Below are 14681 nucleotides of genomic sequence, written 5' to 3'. Positions count from 1 at the left end.
TCCAACGGATGAGAATCCTCGGCATCATCTGCCTGCTCCTGACCCTCGGCGGTTGCAGTTCGCTGCTGTTCTATCCCGAACCCGGCCAGTTGTTCACCCCGGAAAAAGCCAAGCTCGAATTTCGTGACGTCACCTTGACCACCGCCGACGGCCTCAAGCTGCACGGCTGGTGGCTGCCGGCGAAAGAAGGCGTCGAGGTCAAGGGTACGGTGCTGCATCTTCACGGAAACGGCGGCAATTTGCCGATGCATTTGGGGGGCAGTTACTGGCTGCCGGAGGAGGGTTATCAGGTCCTGCTGATCGACTATCGCGGTTACGGATTGTCTGAAGGCCAGCCAAGCCTGCCGGCGATTTACCAGGATATCGATGCCGCGTTCAAGTGGCTGGACGAAGCGCCACAGGTTCGAGGAAAACCACTGGTCCTGCTCGGTCAAAGTCTCGGTGGCTCGATGGCAGTGCACTACCTGGTCCAGCACCCCGAACGACAAAAGCAGCTCAAGGCGTTCGTCCTCGACGGCGTGCCCGCCAGTTACCGCAGTGTCGGCCAGTTTGCGCTGAGTCATTCCTGGCTGACCTGGGCTTTCCAGGTGCCGTTATCGTGGCTGGTGCCTGACGGTGACAGCGCAATCAACTCCATGGCGCAACTCAATGGTGTGCCCAAGCTGATCTATCACAGTATCGACGATCCGATCGTGCCTCTTTCCAACGGCATTCGACTATATCAAGCTGCGCCGCCGCCACGCGTGCTGCAACTGACCCGAGGCGGGCATGTACAGACTTTCGCCGACCCGGTTTGGCGCAAAGTGATGCTTCGTTATCTCGACGATCCGCAACATTTCAACGGCCTGCGTCGGTTGGGGGAAATCCCCAACTACCCGGCCCCCGAACATTCAAAAGATGAACCACCAGAGAGTCCGCAATGAGTGAAGAACGTAACGCCATCCCGCTGATCATCACCGGCATCTGCACCATCCTCGGCACTGTCGCGGCGCTGTGGTGGTACGGCTACCTGCACTTTGCCAAGCCGGAGGATGCGTTGCTGCTCAGCGACTTCACCATGCTCAAGACCGTGCCGGGTGAAGACTACAAGGTCTCCCTGCAACCGGCCGCGCAAGTGGCGCAGTGCATCGATGGCGTGCTGGTGATGTTCGACACCGAACAGAAAGGCCTGACTGGCGTACTGGTCAATAACAAGAAACAGGCCGTGCGCTGCATGGGCCAGGAAACGCCGCAGAAGCTGGCGCCGTAAGGGCTGCTCTGCCCCTCTTGGGGGACGAAGAGGGGCAGGCGCGGTGGGTCGTTGGTCAGGGCACGACTTCAAAATTGCGGAAAGTGGCGAGCGACGCGCTGCTACCCATTGTTTGCCATGCCTGCGCATTGTATTTCCCGGATATCAACTCGGGCAGTGTGGCGGCCCAGTTGCCGTGGGCATCGGCGCTCACCTTGATGTCTTTCCAGTTGCTGCTCCCTGCCACTCTGTAGGAAAGGTTGATGAGTGCGCCGGGTCGACTTGTGCCTGAAAAAACAACAGGGCTGGACACCGGTGCCGCGCCCGCCGCCGGTACTCGTATGGTGGGCGCACTGAGGGCAGAAGCGCATCGAGTCAGCGTACTGCCCACGGACACTGCAACGACTGCGCCGCTGTTGGTGGCCGAGCAGACTTCAATGGTCGTGCCCGTTTCGTCATCGCGAAAACGCTTGCCGCCGACAAACGTTGGATCTGCCGTCGAGCTTGTTTCCGGTGTGCCATCAACCTGGGTGTTATCCACGCTAGCGGCCATTGTGGTGTATCTGATCCATACGCCGTTGACCCGGTTATCGTCCACCGGGAAATGGTCAAACGGGGTCGGGGCACGGAATTCCATCGCCAGTTGCGCGGGTTTCAGTCCAGGTCGATTGATGAGGTAGAGCTGCGCCCCTGGCGCGCCAAGTTTTGTCAGGCGATAAAGCCCACTCTGCGTAATCACTGCCGTTTGCGCTTTGTCCAGCCAAGCCGAATACCAGCGGTTATTGGCGGGGTATAACGTTCCTCCCCCGGAGACAGAGTCGCCCGTGTCACCGTAAGAAATGGGGGTACACCCCGTCGGCGCTGTAACTGTGTCTCCTGCTCTCGGGCATTGGGTAAACGTAGTTCCGTGGGAATAACCCAGGCTGTGCCCGAATTCGTGCTTGTACACGTGAGGGCTTCCCGGCTGACCGTATACGCCAATGAACCTGCCCGGCTTCCACGCAGATGCGTTACCACCGCATTGGATGACACTGATGACAAAATCGAATGTGTCGGCATCCAATCCGTTCGCCCTGGCGGCCTTGTGGCCTTCCTCGGCGGCAAGATTGATGGGCATGGGCGATCCAGTCTTGCAAATCTCCGGCATGGGCCCCGAGGTGTGCTGGATCACCTGTCCGGTGAGTGTCATTTTGCCGCCTGATGCAGCGCTGACGTAGGACTGCAATGAATCGGGGTCCGGGGATAGGGTGTGTTTTTTAACCAGCTCATAGTTCAGCAGGCTGCCGTCCTGCCAATGCGTAACGGTGACCAGCATGGTTTTCGTGCCGACATTTGGGCGCTGATTGACCTCCGGTTTCGGTAGCGGAACGTCGCTGGGAATGAAGTCCCTTTCGTCGTACGTAAACTCGGTTTCGGGAAGAGGCGGTCTGTCGACGTGTATGCAGCCAGTCAGGATCAACGTCGTATACAGGGTTGATAAAACGATCCGCGCTCGCATGGCTGAGCTCCTGGTTGCATGTCACCGATGGGAGTGTCAGTGATACGTCCAATAACCGGGTTCGCCTACTGTCACAAATGACAGGTGACGACCAGCGGTAGGTTCCGACCTGAATGTCAGCTCACCTCTGCACATAGACTCGTCGAGTGATATCAAACAAAAAGCCCCGCCTGATCAAGTCAGGCGGGGCTTTTTGATTTGCGCCGGTACGTTACTGAGCGTTGGCACTCACTGCCGAACGCGGCATCACCGGCTGGTTGTCGTTGGAAATGGTGACTTCCACGCGACGATTCATCGCACGGCCTGAAACGGTGGAGTTCTCCGCTACCGGGTATTCCTTGCCGTAACCCTGGGCGACGATGCGCGCAGGATCAACGCCCATCTTAACCAGCGCAGTGCGCACGGAAGCCGCGCGACGCTCGGACAGCGACTGGTTGTGCGATGCGGTACCGGTGCTGTCGGTGTAGCCTTCGACAATCACCTTGCGATCAGGGTTTTCCTGAAGGTACTGCGCCAGTTTGTTGATGTTCACCAGACCGCTGGATTTCAGGTCGGCGCGGTCGGTGGCAAACAGTACATCACCGAAGGTCACGAGCGTACCGCGATCGGTCTGCTTGGCGTTGAGGCTGTCCTGCAACTGTTTGATCTGCTGATCGCGCGCATCCAGGCGGGCTTGGGCGCGTTGGGCCGCAGCGTTTTTCAGATTGGCTTCAGCCGTGCGCAGGGCAATGGTCTGCTTGGCAACTTCGACACGCTGGTTGGTCAGGTAGGCCAACTGGTCGACCTTGCTCTCGTCTTCGCGGTCCAGATAAGCCTTGTCGGCCTTGTCCAGGTAGTCGCTGGCTTCCTTGGTTTCAAGCGCCGCCACTTTGCTTGCCTGGGGGTTGGCTTGCAGGCCGCTGTAATTGGTACGGGCCTGTTCAAGGTTGGCGTTCGGCGGGGTGGAGCAAGCGGCCAGTGCAACGCTGGCGGCCAGGAGGGCGGGGATCATCAATTGATTACGCATGGTTTCGTCCTTTTAAGTCGAGAAAGAAGTACGTCGAAGCGGCGCTTACTGCACAGTGCGCTGGCTTTCCTGACGCAGTTCCTGAACCCCTTTCTGAGAGTCCTTCACCGCCTGCTCGGCCTTGACAGCCTGGGCTTTGCGCTCGGCTACACGAGCGTCCCACTCGGCCTGTTCGGCGAGCATGCGAGCCTGGTCGTACTTCTTGTCGTGCATGGCGATTTCAGCTTGCTTGAGCTTGTCCTGCGCGTCCTTCATTTCCACCGCGGCGAACTCGGTGCCGCCGGCGCTGACGGCATTGTTTACCGCCGATTCGGTCACGGCGTATTGCTCGGTTGGCGGGTTACCGGCACAGCCGGCCAGGACCAGGCTGCTGCCGATGGCCAGTGCAGCCAGCTTGAAGCTGCGCAGAGGGTTGGATGAGGACTTGGCAGTGATTTTCATGGTCTTCAACTCCATTGGGATAACTCCTGAACAACTGAAAATCCATCCTGGGTGTGGAGCCGCAACCAACATTTCGAGGCGTTTTAAAACGGCCGTCCCAGGCGTGGTTACTGGTTACGACCGAAGGCATTTTTTAAAAGTTCAGAGAAGATGGCCCGTTGCCCAAAAAAACTTTGACCGAATGGACAAGGCTCTAAAACGGGAACTTTGGCGATGTGGCGGGGTATTGGGACTCTGTAGGAGCGAGCATGCTCGCGATGGAGGATCAGGCGACGCGGGCAATCTGAGGCCCTGCGTCATCGTTGACGACCATCGCGAGCATGCTCGCTCCTACAGGGAAGGGAGGGGTTAAAAATCAATGCTTCTGCTTGTCCTCTCCCGACGCCAGGTCATGCAGATGGCGACGTGAAAGGGCAAGAAAACGCGGCGTTGGCCCGACGTCTTCGTACAAAGGATCGCCTTCTTCATCGGTGGCGACCACGGTCGAGCCCTTGACGTACGGGAAGCTTTTTTCCAGCTCCTCAAGAGCGGCGCCGATCAGTTCGCCGAGCAATTCTTCGGGGTGCCGTTTGGGGTACATGTCTACGATTGCCGCCAGTCGCGCGGCGGCTTCCACATCCAGGTGAATCGAGTAGCGGGTGTCAGTCAGATGTCCCTTGCCAGTTTCTTCCCAATGTTGGGCCAGCTCGCGGATTTTCATAAATACCTCTATTGCGCGCCTGCTCGCAGCAGGCCAGTAAGTGTCCGGTCGTGACCGGCGAAAGCCGTGATACGGCTTACTCTTAAGACTAGCTGTTGCGCTTAAGGTTTAAAGTCCCTTCGTCGTCTGCTTGTAAGTCGCGCTTTGCGGCGGCACTCTTGATGCACAAAGCAGCTCATTGCAAGACCCTGGATCTTTCGCTGGAGAACGGCTGATGACTGATATTGATGCACGCTTGCGCGAAGACGTTCACCTGCTGGGCGAACTGTTGGGCAACACCATTCGTGAACAGTACGGGGATGGTTTTCTCGACAAGATCGAGCAAATCCGCAAAGGCGCCAAGGCCGATCGGCGTGGTTCCATGGACGAGGAACTGAGCGCAAGCCTCAACCAGTTGAGCGAAGACGAGTTGTTGCCGGTGGCGCGGGCGTTCAACCAGTTTCTCAACCTGGCGAACATCGCTGAGCAATATCAACTGATTCACCGTCGAGATGATTCGCAACCGGCACCGTTCGAGGCGCGAGTGTTGCCCGAGTTGCTCACCCGCCTGCTTGCCGAGGGCCATGGCGCCGAATCCCTGGCGCGGCAATTGGGACGACTGGAAATCGAGTTGGTGCTGACCGCCCACCCCACGGAAGTTGCGCGCCGCACACTGATCCAGAAGTACGATGCCATTGCTGCGCAACTCGCGGCCCAGGATCACCGCGACCTGACCAGCGCCGAACGTGAGCAGATTCAGTCAAGGCTGCAGCGACTGATCGCCGAAGCGTGGCACACCGAAGAAATTCGTCGCACCCGTCCGACGCCGGTGGACGAAGCCAAATGGGGCTTCGCAGTGATCGAGCATTCGCTGTGGCACGCGATCCCGAATTATCTGCGCAAGGCCGACAAAGCCCTGCAAGACGCGACCGGCCTGCGTCTACCGCTGGAGGCCGCGCCGATTCGATTTGCTTCATGGATGGGCGGTGACCGCGACGGCAACCCCAACGTCACCGCCGCCGTGACGCGCGAAGTGTTGCTGTTGGCACGGTGGATGGCCGCTGACTTGTACGTGCGCGATATCGACCAGCTCGCCGCCGAGCTGTCGATGCAACAGGCCAACGATGCGCTCAAGGCCAAGGCCGGCGACAGCGCAGAACCTTATCGGGCCGTGCTCAAGCAATTGCGCGAGCGGCTGCGCGCCACTCGCAACTGGGCGCATGCCGCCCTGACTAGCGCGACACCGCCGCCGGCTGATGTGTTGCAAAACAACCGCGACCTGCTCGAACCGCTGGAGCTTTGCTTCCAGTCGCTGCACGAGTGCGGCATGGGCGTGATCGCCGATGGTCCGTTGCTCGATTGCCTGCGCCGGGCGGTGACCTTCGGCCTGTTCCTGGTGCGTCTGGATGTGCGCCAGGATTCGTCGCGCCACTCGGCGGCGATGACCGAAATCACGGATTACCTGGGCCTGGGTCGCTTCGAGGACTGGAGCGAGGACGAGCGCATCGCCTTCCTGATGCGTGAGCTGAACAATCGTCGACCGTTGCTGCCCGCACATTTCAAACCGTCGGCCGACACTGCCGAAGTGCTTGCCACTTGCCGGGAAGTGGCTGCCGCGCCGGGTGCATCGTTGGGCTCCTACGTTATCTCCATGGCCGGCGCCGCTTCCGATGTGCTGGCCGTGCAATTGCTCCTCAAAGAAGCCGGTGTGTTGCGGCCGATGCGCGTAGTGCCGTTGTTCGAAACCTTGGCTGACCTCGACAACGCCGGTCCGGTGATAGAAAAACTGTTGCTGTTGCCGGGTTATCGCGCGCGCCTGCAAGGGCCGCAGGAAGTGATGATCGGTTACTCCGACTCGGCCAAGGACGCCGGCACCACGGCTGCCGCGTGGGCGCAGTACCGGGCCCAGGAGCGTCTGGTGGACATCTGCCGTGAACAACAGGTCGAGTTGCTGTTGTTCCACGGTCGCGGCGGCACCGTCGGCCGTGGCGGCGGACCGGCGCACGCGGCGATTCTGTCGCAGCCGCCCGGTTCGGTGGCCGGGCGTTTCCGCACCACAGAGCAAGGGGAAATGATTCGTTTCAAATTCGGCCTGCCGGACATCGCCGAACAGAACCTTAACCTGTACCTCGCCGCAGTGCTCGAGGCGACCTTGCTGCCGCCCCCACCTCCGGAGCCCGCCTGGCGCCACTTGATGGATGAATTGGCGGCAGACGGTGTCCGCGCATACCGGGCCGTGGTGCGGGAAAATCCGCAGTTCGTCGAGTATTTCCGTCAGTCCACCCCGGAGCAGGAATTGGGGCGCCTGCCGCTCGGCAGTCGTCCGGCCAAGCGGCGAGCGGGCGGGATCGAAAGCTTGCGGGCGATTCCATGGATCTTCGGCTGGACCCAGACCCGTTTGATGCTGCCGGCCTGGCTCGGCTGGGAAGCGGCGTTGAGCAAGGCGCTCGAGCGCGGTGAAGGCGAACTGCTGGGACAGATGCGCGAGCAATGGCCGTTCTTCCGCACACGCATCGACATGCTCGAGATGGTGCTGGCCAAGGCCGACACCGACATTGCCCGCTCCTATGACGAGCGGCTGGTCGAGCCGGACCTGTTGCCATTGGGTGCGCAGTTACGCGACCTATTGTCGCAGGCGTGCTCGGTCGTCCTCGGGTTGACCGGTCAGTCGCAACTACTGGCACATAGCCCAGACACCTTGGAATTCATCCGCTTGCGTAACACCTACCTCGACCCGCTTCATCTATTACAAGCCGAATTGCTGGCGCGCTCGCGGCGCCAGGAAGTGGCGCTGGACAGCCCGGTGGAACAGGCGCTGCTGGTGTCTGTGGCGGGGATTGCCGCCGGTTTGCGCAATACCGGCTAGAGTTTTTGCTGTGGGCACGGGTATCCGGCGCAGGCGTCGGATGCCCGTGTCTGGCTGCGCAAAAAATGCGGTCAGGCGACAGTTAATGATGGGGTTGCGACTTGGGGAACCGCGCCAAAAGGACGCAGCAGACAGCGGTTTCTCCGACTTTCGGCGGCTTTGTGGGCGCAGCCTGCTGTGTATCTTGATCAGCCTTTGGCCGTTTGGGCGGTCACGACCCTATTTTTGAGATTGGCCCCACGAGGCGAATCTGACGTTATCTATATAAAAAATTGAGGAGCACATCGATGCGCGTCATTCTGCTGGGAGCTCCCGGGGCCGGTAAAGGTACTCAGGCTAAGTTCATCACCGAGAAATTCGGCATTCCGCAAATCTCCACTGGCGATATGCTGCGTGCGGCGGTCAAGGCCGGCACCGAGCTGGGCATCAAGGCCAAGAGCATCATGGATGCCGGCGGCCTCGTCTCCGACGACCTCATCATCGCACTGGTCAAGGACCGCATCGCCCAGTCCGACTGCGCCAACGGTTTCCTGTTCGACGGTTTCCCGCGCACCATTCCCCAGGCTGAAGCCCTGGTGACGGCTGGTGTGGAACTGGATGCGGTGGTCGAAATCGCCGTTGAGGACGAAGAAATCGTCCAGCGTATCGCCGGTCGCCGTGTACACGAGGCAAGTGGCCGCGTGTACCACATCGTCTACAACCCGCCGAAAGTGGCTGGCAAGGACGACATCACCGGTGACGAACTGGTGCAGCGCAAGGACGACACCGAAGAAACCGTGCGTCATCGCCTGTCGGTCTACCATTCGCAGACCAAACCGCTGGTGGCGTTCTACCAGAACCTGTCGGCGGCCAATGGCAAGCCGAAGTACAGCCATATCGAAGGTGTGGGTTCGGTCGAAGCGATCACTGCCAAGGTGCTTGCGGCCCTTAGCTGAAAAGTCTGATCAGCTGCATCATCCACGGCCCGCTTGCGGGCCGTTGTTGTTTATACTGGCGCACTTTTTCTGACTCTCTTTACGGATACATCGATGAGTACCTTGCTGGCCCTGGACACCGCGACCGAAGCTTGCTCCGTTGCCTTGCTGCACGACGGCAAAGTGACGAGCCATTACGAGGTGATCCCGCGCCTGCATGCGCAGAAACTGCTGCCGATGATCCAGCAATTGCTCGCCGACGCCGGGACCACGTTGCTAGCGGTGGACGCCATCGCGTTCGGTCGTGGGCCTGGCGCCTTCACCGGGGTGCGCATCGCCATTGGTGTGGTGCAGGGGCTGGCGTTTGCCCTGGACCGGCCGGTGTTGCCGGTCTCCAATCTTGCGGTGCTGGCGCAGCGCGCCTATCGCGAACATGGCGTCAGCCAGGTTGCCGCTGCCATCGATGCGCGCATGGATGAAGTGTATTGGGGTTGCTACCGCGAAACGGCGGGGGAGATGCGCCTGGTGGGCGCTGAAGCCGTGTTGCCGCCGCAAGTCGCGGCGTTGCCGGCCGATGCCAGCGGCGACTGGTTTGGTGCGGGCACCGGTTGGGGTTATGCCGAGCGCATTGCCGTGGACCTCATTGGTCAGGATGCGGGCATGTTGCCCCATGCCCAAGACTTGCTGGCCCTGGCCCGATTCGCCTGGGAACGTGGGGAAGCAATCGTGGCGGATGAGGCACAGCCGGTTTATCTGCGGGACAAGGTGGCGACGCCCAAGGCGCGTTGATTCGCGGGTATCGAGGCGGCCTCATCGCGAACGAGCCCGCTCCCACAGGTTTTCAGTCGGGCACAGGATGTGTGTTCGCATCGATCCCTGTAGGAGCGGGCTTGCCCGCGATGGCTATCTAATGGCAAACGCGTCAATCGTCGTTTTATAACCTTGGTTTTAAACCTTTTGTCTTTTCTGTGTTCTAGTTATCACTCGGCTGTTTGCGAAGTGCACTAAGTGCCACTAGACTGCCATCATTGATACCGAGCATGACATTATGCGCATAGACGGCCTTTCCACTCCTTCGTATCCCATCAAGCGCAAGCCTCGCAAAGGGCGTGTGGTTGAGGACGAGTCCGTCGATATCGAAGGCGAGCTGGAAATCCCTTCCGAGGAGCAAATGGCTGCTCGCGCTGCCAAGGCTACCGCGCAACGTCTGAGCAACCTGCCGGCCCGTCAGCAAGACATGATCTACCACCGCGCCATGAGCAAAAGCGTGGCGATGGCCCTGGCCAGTTACCTCAGCACGGCGGGCTTCGTCGATTGGGATGCGGATGTGCTGGGGCTCGACCTGTACATCTGATGCCGCTGCCCTACTTCATCGGCTGCCCGTCCTGGAGTGAAAACGCCTGGCGTGATTACCTTTATCCCCAGGACGCCAGACCCGCCGATTTCCTCTGCCTCTACTCTCAAGTCTTCAATGCCGTGGAAGGCAACACGACGTTCTACGCGAGCCCGGCTGCCAGCACCGTGCAGCGCTGGGCCGAGACCATGCCGGAACACTTCCGCTTCACCGCCAAGTTCCCGGGCGACATCAGCCACGGCGGTGACCTGCGCGACCAATTGACCGCCACCGAGACCTTCCTGCAACTGCTCAGCCCCTTGGGTGACCGGGTCGCGCCGCTGTGGTTGCAGTTGTCGAAAAGCTTCACGCCGCAACGTTTGCATGAGCTGGCGGCGTTTATCGATGCGGTGGATCGGCCGTTGGCCATCGAAGTACGACATGACGCGTTCTTCGCCAAGGGCGATGCCGAGCGCAGCCTCAATCGCTTGTTGCTGGACCGTGGTGTCGAACGCATCTGCCTCGATCCGCGTGCCTTGTTCAGCTGCACCTCGACCGAGCCTGCGGTGATCCACGCGCAATCGAAGAAGCCCAGGGTTCCTCCGCGCCCGGCGGCTTTCACACAATGGCCGCAAGTGCGTTTCATCGGCCATCCGCAACTGGAAGCCAACGACCCGTTCCTGGTGCCTTGGGTCGAGAAAATCGCCCTGTGGATCGAAGAGGGGCGCACGCCCTATATCTTCCTGCACACCTCGGACAACGTGTTCGCGGCGAAACTGGCACAGCGGTTCCACGCACGGCTGATGGAGCGTTTGCCTGGCCTCCCGCCGCTGCCTGAGCTATACAGAGAACCCGCCGCCGAACAACTTGGCTTGCTCTGAGGCGGATCCGTTCCCCTTTCCAGGAGCCTGCCAATGGATGCGCAAACCCGTCGAGCCCAGGCGTTCAAAGCACTGCACGAACGCAACGAGGCTTTTGTCATCCCCAACCCGTGGGACGCCGGCTCGGCAAAAATGCTCGCTAGCCTGGGTTTCGAGGCGCTGGCAACCACCAGTGCCGGTTATGCCTTTTCCCGTGCCCGTCCCGATGGTGGGCTGACGCTCAAGCAGACCCTGGAGAATGTCCGAGCGATCGTCGCCGCTACCGAATTGCCGGTGGCGGTGGATCTGGAAAACGGTTTTGCCGACGACCCGGTCGAATGTGCGCAGAGCATCTTGCAGGCGGCCGCCGCTGGCGCGGTGGGAGGCTCGATCGAAGATGCTACAGGTCGCCCGGATACCCCCATCTACTGTTTCGATCATGCGGTGGCCCGGATCGAAGCCGCTGTGGCGGCGGCCCGCAGCCTGCCGTTTACGTTCATGGTGACTGCCCGGGCCGAGAATTTCCTGCGCGGCAATCCCGATCTGGACGATACGATCCGCCGCTTGCAGGCCTTTTCCGAAGCGGGCGCGGATGTGCTGTACGCGCCGGCGTTGCGCAGCCCTGAAGACGTGTTGGCCGTGGTGCGCGCCGTGGCGCCGAAGCCGGTTAACGTGTTGATGTCCGGCGGGTTGAAGCTCACGGTCCAGCAACTGAGCGAAATGGGCGTCAGGCGAGTCAGCGTCGGTTCGGCGCTCGCCCTGGCGGCGTTGGGTGAATTTTATCGTGCGGCTGAAGAGATCAAGACCTCGGGCACATTCACGTTTACCTCGCGGTCCATGCCCTACGCACAGGCCAATCAATTGTTCGAAGGCTGACGATGCGGTTCTTGCAGGTGCTGTTGGTGCTGGTGTTGATGGGAAGCGCTGCGTCGTTGAGTGTGTGGCGTGGCTGGATCGCGCTGCCGCCAGAGTGGAATCCTTGGGCACCACTGGACGTGAAGGCCGAACCGAACCTGCTGACCCGCTATAAGCTGATGCGCCTGCGAGACGATCCACAGCTTTGCGCCCAGGCCCTGGACAGTTCCGGCCTGCGCGTGGCGCCCCAGGCCGACAGCCCGGACGCCAAGTGTCCTCTGACCGATGCCTTGCGGGTGCAGGGTGGTGATGTGGCGCTGAGCAGCAGTTTCCTGGCCAGTTGCCGACTGGCGGTGTCGTTTGCCCTGTTCGAGCACCACGCACTGCAACCGGCGGCTCGGGCGGTCTATGGGCAAGCCGTCAACCGCGTCGATCACCTCGGCAGTTTTGCCTGTCGCAATGTCTATGGGCGCGAGAATGGCCGACTCAGCCAGCATGCCACCGCCAATGCCCTGGATATCGCCGGTTTTCGCCTGGCCGATGGCCGCACGATCAATGTACTCAAGGATTGGTCGAAGGATAATCAAGACGCACGCTTTCTACGCCAGGTCCGTGATGCGGCGTGCGACGTGTTCAGTGTGGTGTTGAGCCCCGATTACAACGCCGCCCATCGCAATCACTTTCATCTGGATGTCGGGCCGTGGTGGGTGTGTCGCTGAAATTTACGCGGCGATGCGCAGGTTCTGCAGGACGATCGGGCGTGCCCAACCGATATCAAAATCGAAGTTTTTCTGCTGCTCCGCCAGTTCTTCAGGCGGGTACGGCGGGAACGGTTTGTCCAGCAGGTCCAGTTCGAACTCGGCGATTGGCAAATGCAGCGGACGCGGTTGAGCGGCGGCGCCAGGAACCGGCAGTGCTTGACCGTTGGCCAGCACGATAGGGCGAACCCAACCGCTTTCGAAGTCCTGCTGTTTCTGTTGCGCGACGATTTCATCCGCCGGGAACGGTGGGAATGGTTTGTCGGCCAGGTCCATTTCGAACTCGGCAATCGGCAGGAACAATGGCTCGGGTGGCTTGACCTCGGTTTCCGTGACGTTGCATTCACGCTGGGCAATGATGTGTGCCAACAGCTCGCTGCCAACCGTGGGCTCCTCCGGGCTCTCAAGGTCGACCGGCGGAAAGTCGAGAGAAGCCGGCACCACATCGCCCGACTGCTCGGCCAGCGCCTGGGCAAAAAAATCTTGCCACAGGTGACTGACGCCGCTCAGTGCCTGGGAATTTCGCAGGCCAAAATCGCCGTAGGGCGAGATGTAGCCAATCGATGTGGGTTGAATGTTGGACATTTTTTTCTGTAGAGGCTCGGCTCTGGCAAAATGCTCGTTAGTGTTGTTATCGGCCGATTCTGCCGATCATTAATTTTTTGAGCGTGTTTTCCCATGATTGAGCAACCGGCGGCGTGCCGCATCCATGTCGAAGCCCTCGATACGGCGTTCCAGCCACAGGCCGAGCAATGGGCCGAGCGCCTGGGCTTGCCCCTGAAAGTCACTGAAGGTGAATTCGCCTTGCAGGTTGGCGAGCAGGGGTTGCAGTTGCAACAGCTCGGGCCGGATGCGCCAGGTCCGGTGCGGGTGGATTTCGTCGAGGGAGGCGCGGCCCACCGTCGCCTGTTCGGCGGCGGCACCGGGCAAATGATCGCCAAGGCGGTTGGCATCGCTCAAGGCGTGCGTCCGCGGGTGCTGGATGCGACGGCAGGTCTTGGCAAGGACGCATTCGTGCTGGCAAGCCTGGGTTGTGAAATGAGCCTGATCGAGCGTCAGCCGTTGATAGGCGCGTTGCTGGAGGATGGCCTGGCGCGGGGCGCGGAGGATTTCGACGTGGCGCCGATCGTGGCGCGCATGCGCCTGCTCAAGGGCAACTCCATCGACGTCATGCGCAACTGGGAAGGCGAGCCGCCGCAGGTGATCTACCTGGACCCGATGTTCCCTCACCGGGAGAAAACCGCGCTGGTGAAAAAGGAAATGCGCCTGTTCCGCCCCCTGGTGGGTGATGACCCGGACGCACCGGCCTTGCTCGAAGCGGCACTGGCCCTGGCCAGCCACCGGGTAGTGGTCAAGCGCCCACGAAAGGCGCCGTGCATTGCCGGGCCGAAGCCGAGTCATGCTTTGGATGGGAAATCCAGTCGGTATGATATTTATCCCAAGAAAGCGCTCAAGCTATAAGCTGCAAGCTGCAAGCTGCAAGCTGCAAGCTGCAAGCTGCAAGCTGCAAGCGGGCCTTAGCTTGCCGCTTGCAGCTAACCGCTCGCAGCTGCCTCCCTCCCATAAGCCCGCATGAACAACCCCACCACCTCCTGCACATGCGCCTCCGCTGCTTCCCCGGTCAGGGGTTCGCCACAGCCGTACAACAAGCGGAAATTCCCCGCTCCCTTGAGCAGGCAAAAGAAATGCTCGGCGGCATTGCGCGGTTTGTCGATGCGCAGGGCGCCGCTCTGATCCACTTTGGCCAGTAGGCGCTCCATGCCCAGCAGCATCCGCTCCGGGCCGGCTTCGAAGAAAATCTGCGAGAGTTTCGGGTCCTGGCTGCCCAGCGTCATCATCAAACGGTGCAGGTTTACTGACTCATCGCTGTTGATCAGGTGATGAAAGCCGCGGGCGATGTTCAACAGCACCGATTCCACGGCGATGCCGTCCGGTAATTCGAAAAACAGCGGCGGCAGCTGTTCTTCGCACTTGGCCACCACCGCAGCAGAGAACAGTGTCTCCTTGTCGTTGAAATGGCTGTAGACGGTGAGTTTTGACACGCCCGCTTCTCCCGCCACAGCATCCATGCTGGTGTTCGCATATCCATTGCTCAGAAACAGGGTTTTCGCCGCATCAAGGATCGCCTGGCGCTTGGCCAGATCCTTGGGACGGCCCGGACCGATGGATGCTGAGGGATTGTTCGACATTATTCGCTTTTATTACTGGACTGGTGAGTTTGCTATTAATAACATACTGGCCAG

16 protein-coding genes are annotated in these 14681 nt (G+C 60.5%); 10 read left to right on the top strand and 6 right to left on the bottom strand.

The genetic code is table 11. The annotated features are described in order from the left end of the window. Positions 1 to 8: 8 nt before the first annotated feature. Together AB4N33_RS16360 and AB4N33_RS16355 are read left to right on the top strand one after the other, a co-directional pair. Entirely contained in the window at positions 9 to 923 is a 915-nt protein-coding gene (locus AB4N33_RS16360; protein WP_460117629.1) for an alpha/beta hydrolase, read from the top strand. Then, entirely contained in the window at positions 920 to 1249 is a 330-nt protein-coding gene (locus AB4N33_RS16355) for a hypothetical protein (RefSeq protein WP_476457760.1), read from the top strand. Before AB4N33_RS16360 ends, AB4N33_RS16355 begins: the two co-directional genes overlap by 4 nt. A 55-nt stretch (positions 1250 to 1304) precedes the next feature. On the opposite strand, the gene AB4N33_RS16350 is transcribed toward AB4N33_RS16355, so the two are convergent. The 4 genes from AB4N33_RS16350 to AB4N33_RS16335 all read right to left on the bottom strand — a co-directional run bounded on the left by AB4N33_RS16350 (position 1305) and on the right by AB4N33_RS16335 (position 4873). Then, complete coding sequence (locus AB4N33_RS16350) at positions 1305 to 2726, bottom strand: metallopeptidase domain-containing protein (RefSeq protein WP_476457759.1); 1422 nt, start codon at positions 2724 to 2726, stop codon at positions 1305 to 1307. Between the two features lie 211 nt (positions 2727 to 2937). Next, positions 2938 to 3732 (bottom strand): lipotoxin F family OmpA-related lipoprotein LptF, encoded by a 795-nt coding sequence (gene lptF / locus AB4N33_RS16345; RefSeq protein ID WP_460117624.1) that lies wholly within the window; start codon positions 3730 to 3732, stop codon positions 2938 to 2940. Between the two features lie 45 nt (positions 3733 to 3777). Next, entirely contained in the window at positions 3778 to 4188 is a 411-nt protein-coding gene (locus tag AB4N33_RS16340) for a DUF4398 domain-containing protein (RefSeq protein ID WP_476457758.1), read from the bottom strand. A 340-nt stretch (positions 4189 to 4528) separates the two neighbouring features. After that, positions 4529 to 4873: a pilin assembly protein gene (locus AB4N33_RS16335; protein WP_476457757.1), complete on the bottom strand. Its 345-nt coding sequence runs from the start codon at positions 4871 to 4873 to the stop codon at positions 4529 to 4531. A gap of 214 nt (positions 4874 to 5087) precedes the next feature. On the opposite strand from AB4N33_RS16335, the gene ppc reads away from it, so the two are divergent. The 7 genes from ppc (at position 5088) to AB4N33_RS16300 (ending at position 12399) form a co-directional block, all read left to right on the top strand. Then, complete coding sequence (gene ppc, locus AB4N33_RS16330; RefSeq protein ID WP_476457756.1) at positions 5088 to 7718, top strand: phosphoenolpyruvate carboxylase; 2631 nt, start codon at positions 5088 to 5090, stop codon at positions 7716 to 7718. 287 nt (positions 7719 to 8005) lie between these two features. Then, the gene (adk, locus tag AB4N33_RS16325) at positions 8006 to 8653 is read left to right on the top strand and encodes an adenylate kinase (RefSeq protein ID WP_460117616.1); all 648 of its coding nucleotides are present in this window, start codon (positions 8006 to 8008) and stop codon (positions 8651 to 8653) included. 93 nt (positions 8654 to 8746) lie between these two features. Then, positions 8747 to 9421, top strand: a complete 675-nt coding sequence (gene tsaB / locus AB4N33_RS16320; RefSeq protein WP_476457755.1) for a tRNA (adenosine(37)-N6)-threonylcarbamoyltransferase complex dimerization subunit type 1 TsaB — start codon at positions 8747 to 8749, stop codon at positions 9419 to 9421. Between the two features lie 259 nt (positions 9422 to 9680). Next, positions 9681 to 9986, top strand: a complete 306-nt coding sequence (locus tag AB4N33_RS16315) for a hypothetical protein (protein WP_460117612.1) — start codon at positions 9681 to 9683, stop codon at positions 9984 to 9986. Next, the gene (locus tag AB4N33_RS16310) at positions 9986 to 10846 is read left to right on the top strand and encodes a DUF72 domain-containing protein (protein ID WP_476457754.1); all 861 of its coding nucleotides are present in this window, start codon (positions 9986 to 9988) and stop codon (positions 10844 to 10846) included. The genes AB4N33_RS16315 and AB4N33_RS16310 overlap by 1 nt, the downstream gene beginning before the upstream one ends. Before the next feature lie 33 nt (positions 10847 to 10879). Further along, positions 10880 to 11701: an isocitrate lyase/PEP mutase family protein gene (locus AB4N33_RS16305; protein WP_476457753.1), complete on the top strand. Its 822-nt coding sequence runs from the start codon at positions 10880 to 10882 to the stop codon at positions 11699 to 11701. Between the two features lie 2 nt (positions 11702 to 11703). Next, a complete protein-coding gene (locus AB4N33_RS16300; RefSeq protein WP_476457752.1) occupies positions 11704 to 12399 on the top strand; it encodes an extensin-like domain-containing protein in 696 nt (231 codons plus the stop codon). A gap of 3 nt (positions 12400 to 12402) precedes the next feature. Here AB4N33_RS16300 and AB4N33_RS16295 read toward each other — a convergent pair whose 3' ends face one another. Beyond that, the gene (locus AB4N33_RS16295) at positions 12403 to 13023 is read right to left on the bottom strand and encodes an energy transducer TonB (protein WP_476457751.1); all 621 of its coding nucleotides are present in this window, start codon (positions 13021 to 13023) and stop codon (positions 12403 to 12405) included. Positions 13024 to 13116: 93 nt separating this feature from the next. On the opposite strand from AB4N33_RS16295, the gene AB4N33_RS16290 reads away from it, so the two are divergent. After that, entirely contained in the window at positions 13117 to 13899 is a 783-nt protein-coding gene (locus AB4N33_RS16290; RefSeq protein WP_460117603.1) for a class I SAM-dependent methyltransferase, read from the top strand. Positions 13900 to 13973: 74 nt separating this feature from the next. Here AB4N33_RS16290 and AB4N33_RS16285 read toward each other — a convergent pair whose 3' ends face one another. Further along, entirely contained in the window at positions 13974 to 14627 is a 654-nt protein-coding gene (locus AB4N33_RS16285) for a TetR/AcrR family transcriptional regulator (protein ID WP_460117602.1), read from the bottom strand. Positions 14628 to 14681 lie beyond the last annotated feature (54 nt).

It is taken from the genome of Pseudomonas sp. S1_E05 (genome assembly GCF_056337105.1).
This window is presented reverse-complemented; position numbering and strand designations above follow the sequence as displayed.

Bases quoted from the DNA above. Each gene is read 5' to 3' on its own strand.
- AB4N33_RS16340 (WP_476457758.1), bottom strand. From the start codon at position 4,188: ATGGAGTTGAAGACCATGAAAATCACTGCCAAGTCCTCATCCAACCCT.
- AB4N33_RS16310 (WP_476457754.1), top strand. From the start codon at position 9,986: ATGCCGCTGCCCTACTTCATCGGCTGCCCGTCCTGGAGTGAAAACGCC.
- AB4N33_RS16285 (WP_460117602.1), bottom strand. From the start codon at position 14,627: ATGTCGAACAATCCCTCAGCATCCATCGGTCCGGGCCGTCCCAAGGAT.
- ppc (WP_476457756.1), top strand. From the start codon at position 5,088: ATGACTGATATTGATGCACGCTTGCGCGAAGACGTTCACCTGCTGGGC.
- lptF (WP_460117624.1), bottom strand. From the start codon at position 3,732: ATGCGTAATCAATTGATGATCCCCGCCCTCCTGGCCGCCAGCGTTGCA.
- AB4N33_RS16315 (WP_460117612.1), top strand. From the start codon at position 9,681: ATGCGCATAGACGGCCTTTCCACTCCTTCGTATCCCATCAAGCGCAAG.
- AB4N33_RS16305 (WP_476457753.1), top strand. From the start codon at position 10,880: ATGGATGCGCAAACCCGTCGAGCCCAGGCGTTCAAAGCACTGCACGAA.
- AB4N33_RS16295 (WP_476457751.1), bottom strand. From the start codon at position 13,023: ATGTCCAACATTCAACCCACATCGATTGGCTACATCTCGCCCTACGGC.
- AB4N33_RS16300 (WP_476457752.1), top strand. From the start codon at position 11,704: ATGCGGTTCTTGCAGGTGCTGTTGGTGCTGGTGTTGATGGGAAGCGCT.
- AB4N33_RS16360 (WP_460117629.1), top strand. From the start codon at position 9: ATGAGAATCCTCGGCATCATCTGCCTGCTCCTGACCCTCGGCGGTTGC.
- AB4N33_RS16355 (WP_476457760.1), top strand. From the start codon at position 920: ATGAGTGAAGAACGTAACGCCATCCCGCTGATCATCACCGGCATCTGC.
- AB4N33_RS16350 (WP_476457759.1), bottom strand. From the start codon at position 2,726: ATGCGAGCGCGGATCGTTTTATCAACCCTGTATACGACGTTGATCCTG.
- adk (WP_460117616.1), top strand. From the start codon at position 8,006: ATGCGCGTCATTCTGCTGGGAGCTCCCGGGGCCGGTAAAGGTACTCAG.
- AB4N33_RS16290 (WP_460117603.1), top strand. From the start codon at position 13,117: ATGATTGAGCAACCGGCGGCGTGCCGCATCCATGTCGAAGCCCTCGAT.
- tsaB (WP_476457755.1), top strand. From the start codon at position 8,747: ATGAGTACCTTGCTGGCCCTGGACACCGCGACCGAAGCTTGCTCCGTT.
- AB4N33_RS16335 (WP_476457757.1), bottom strand. From the start codon at position 4,873: ATGAAAATCCGCGAGCTGGCCCAACATTGGGAAGAAACTGGCAAGGGA.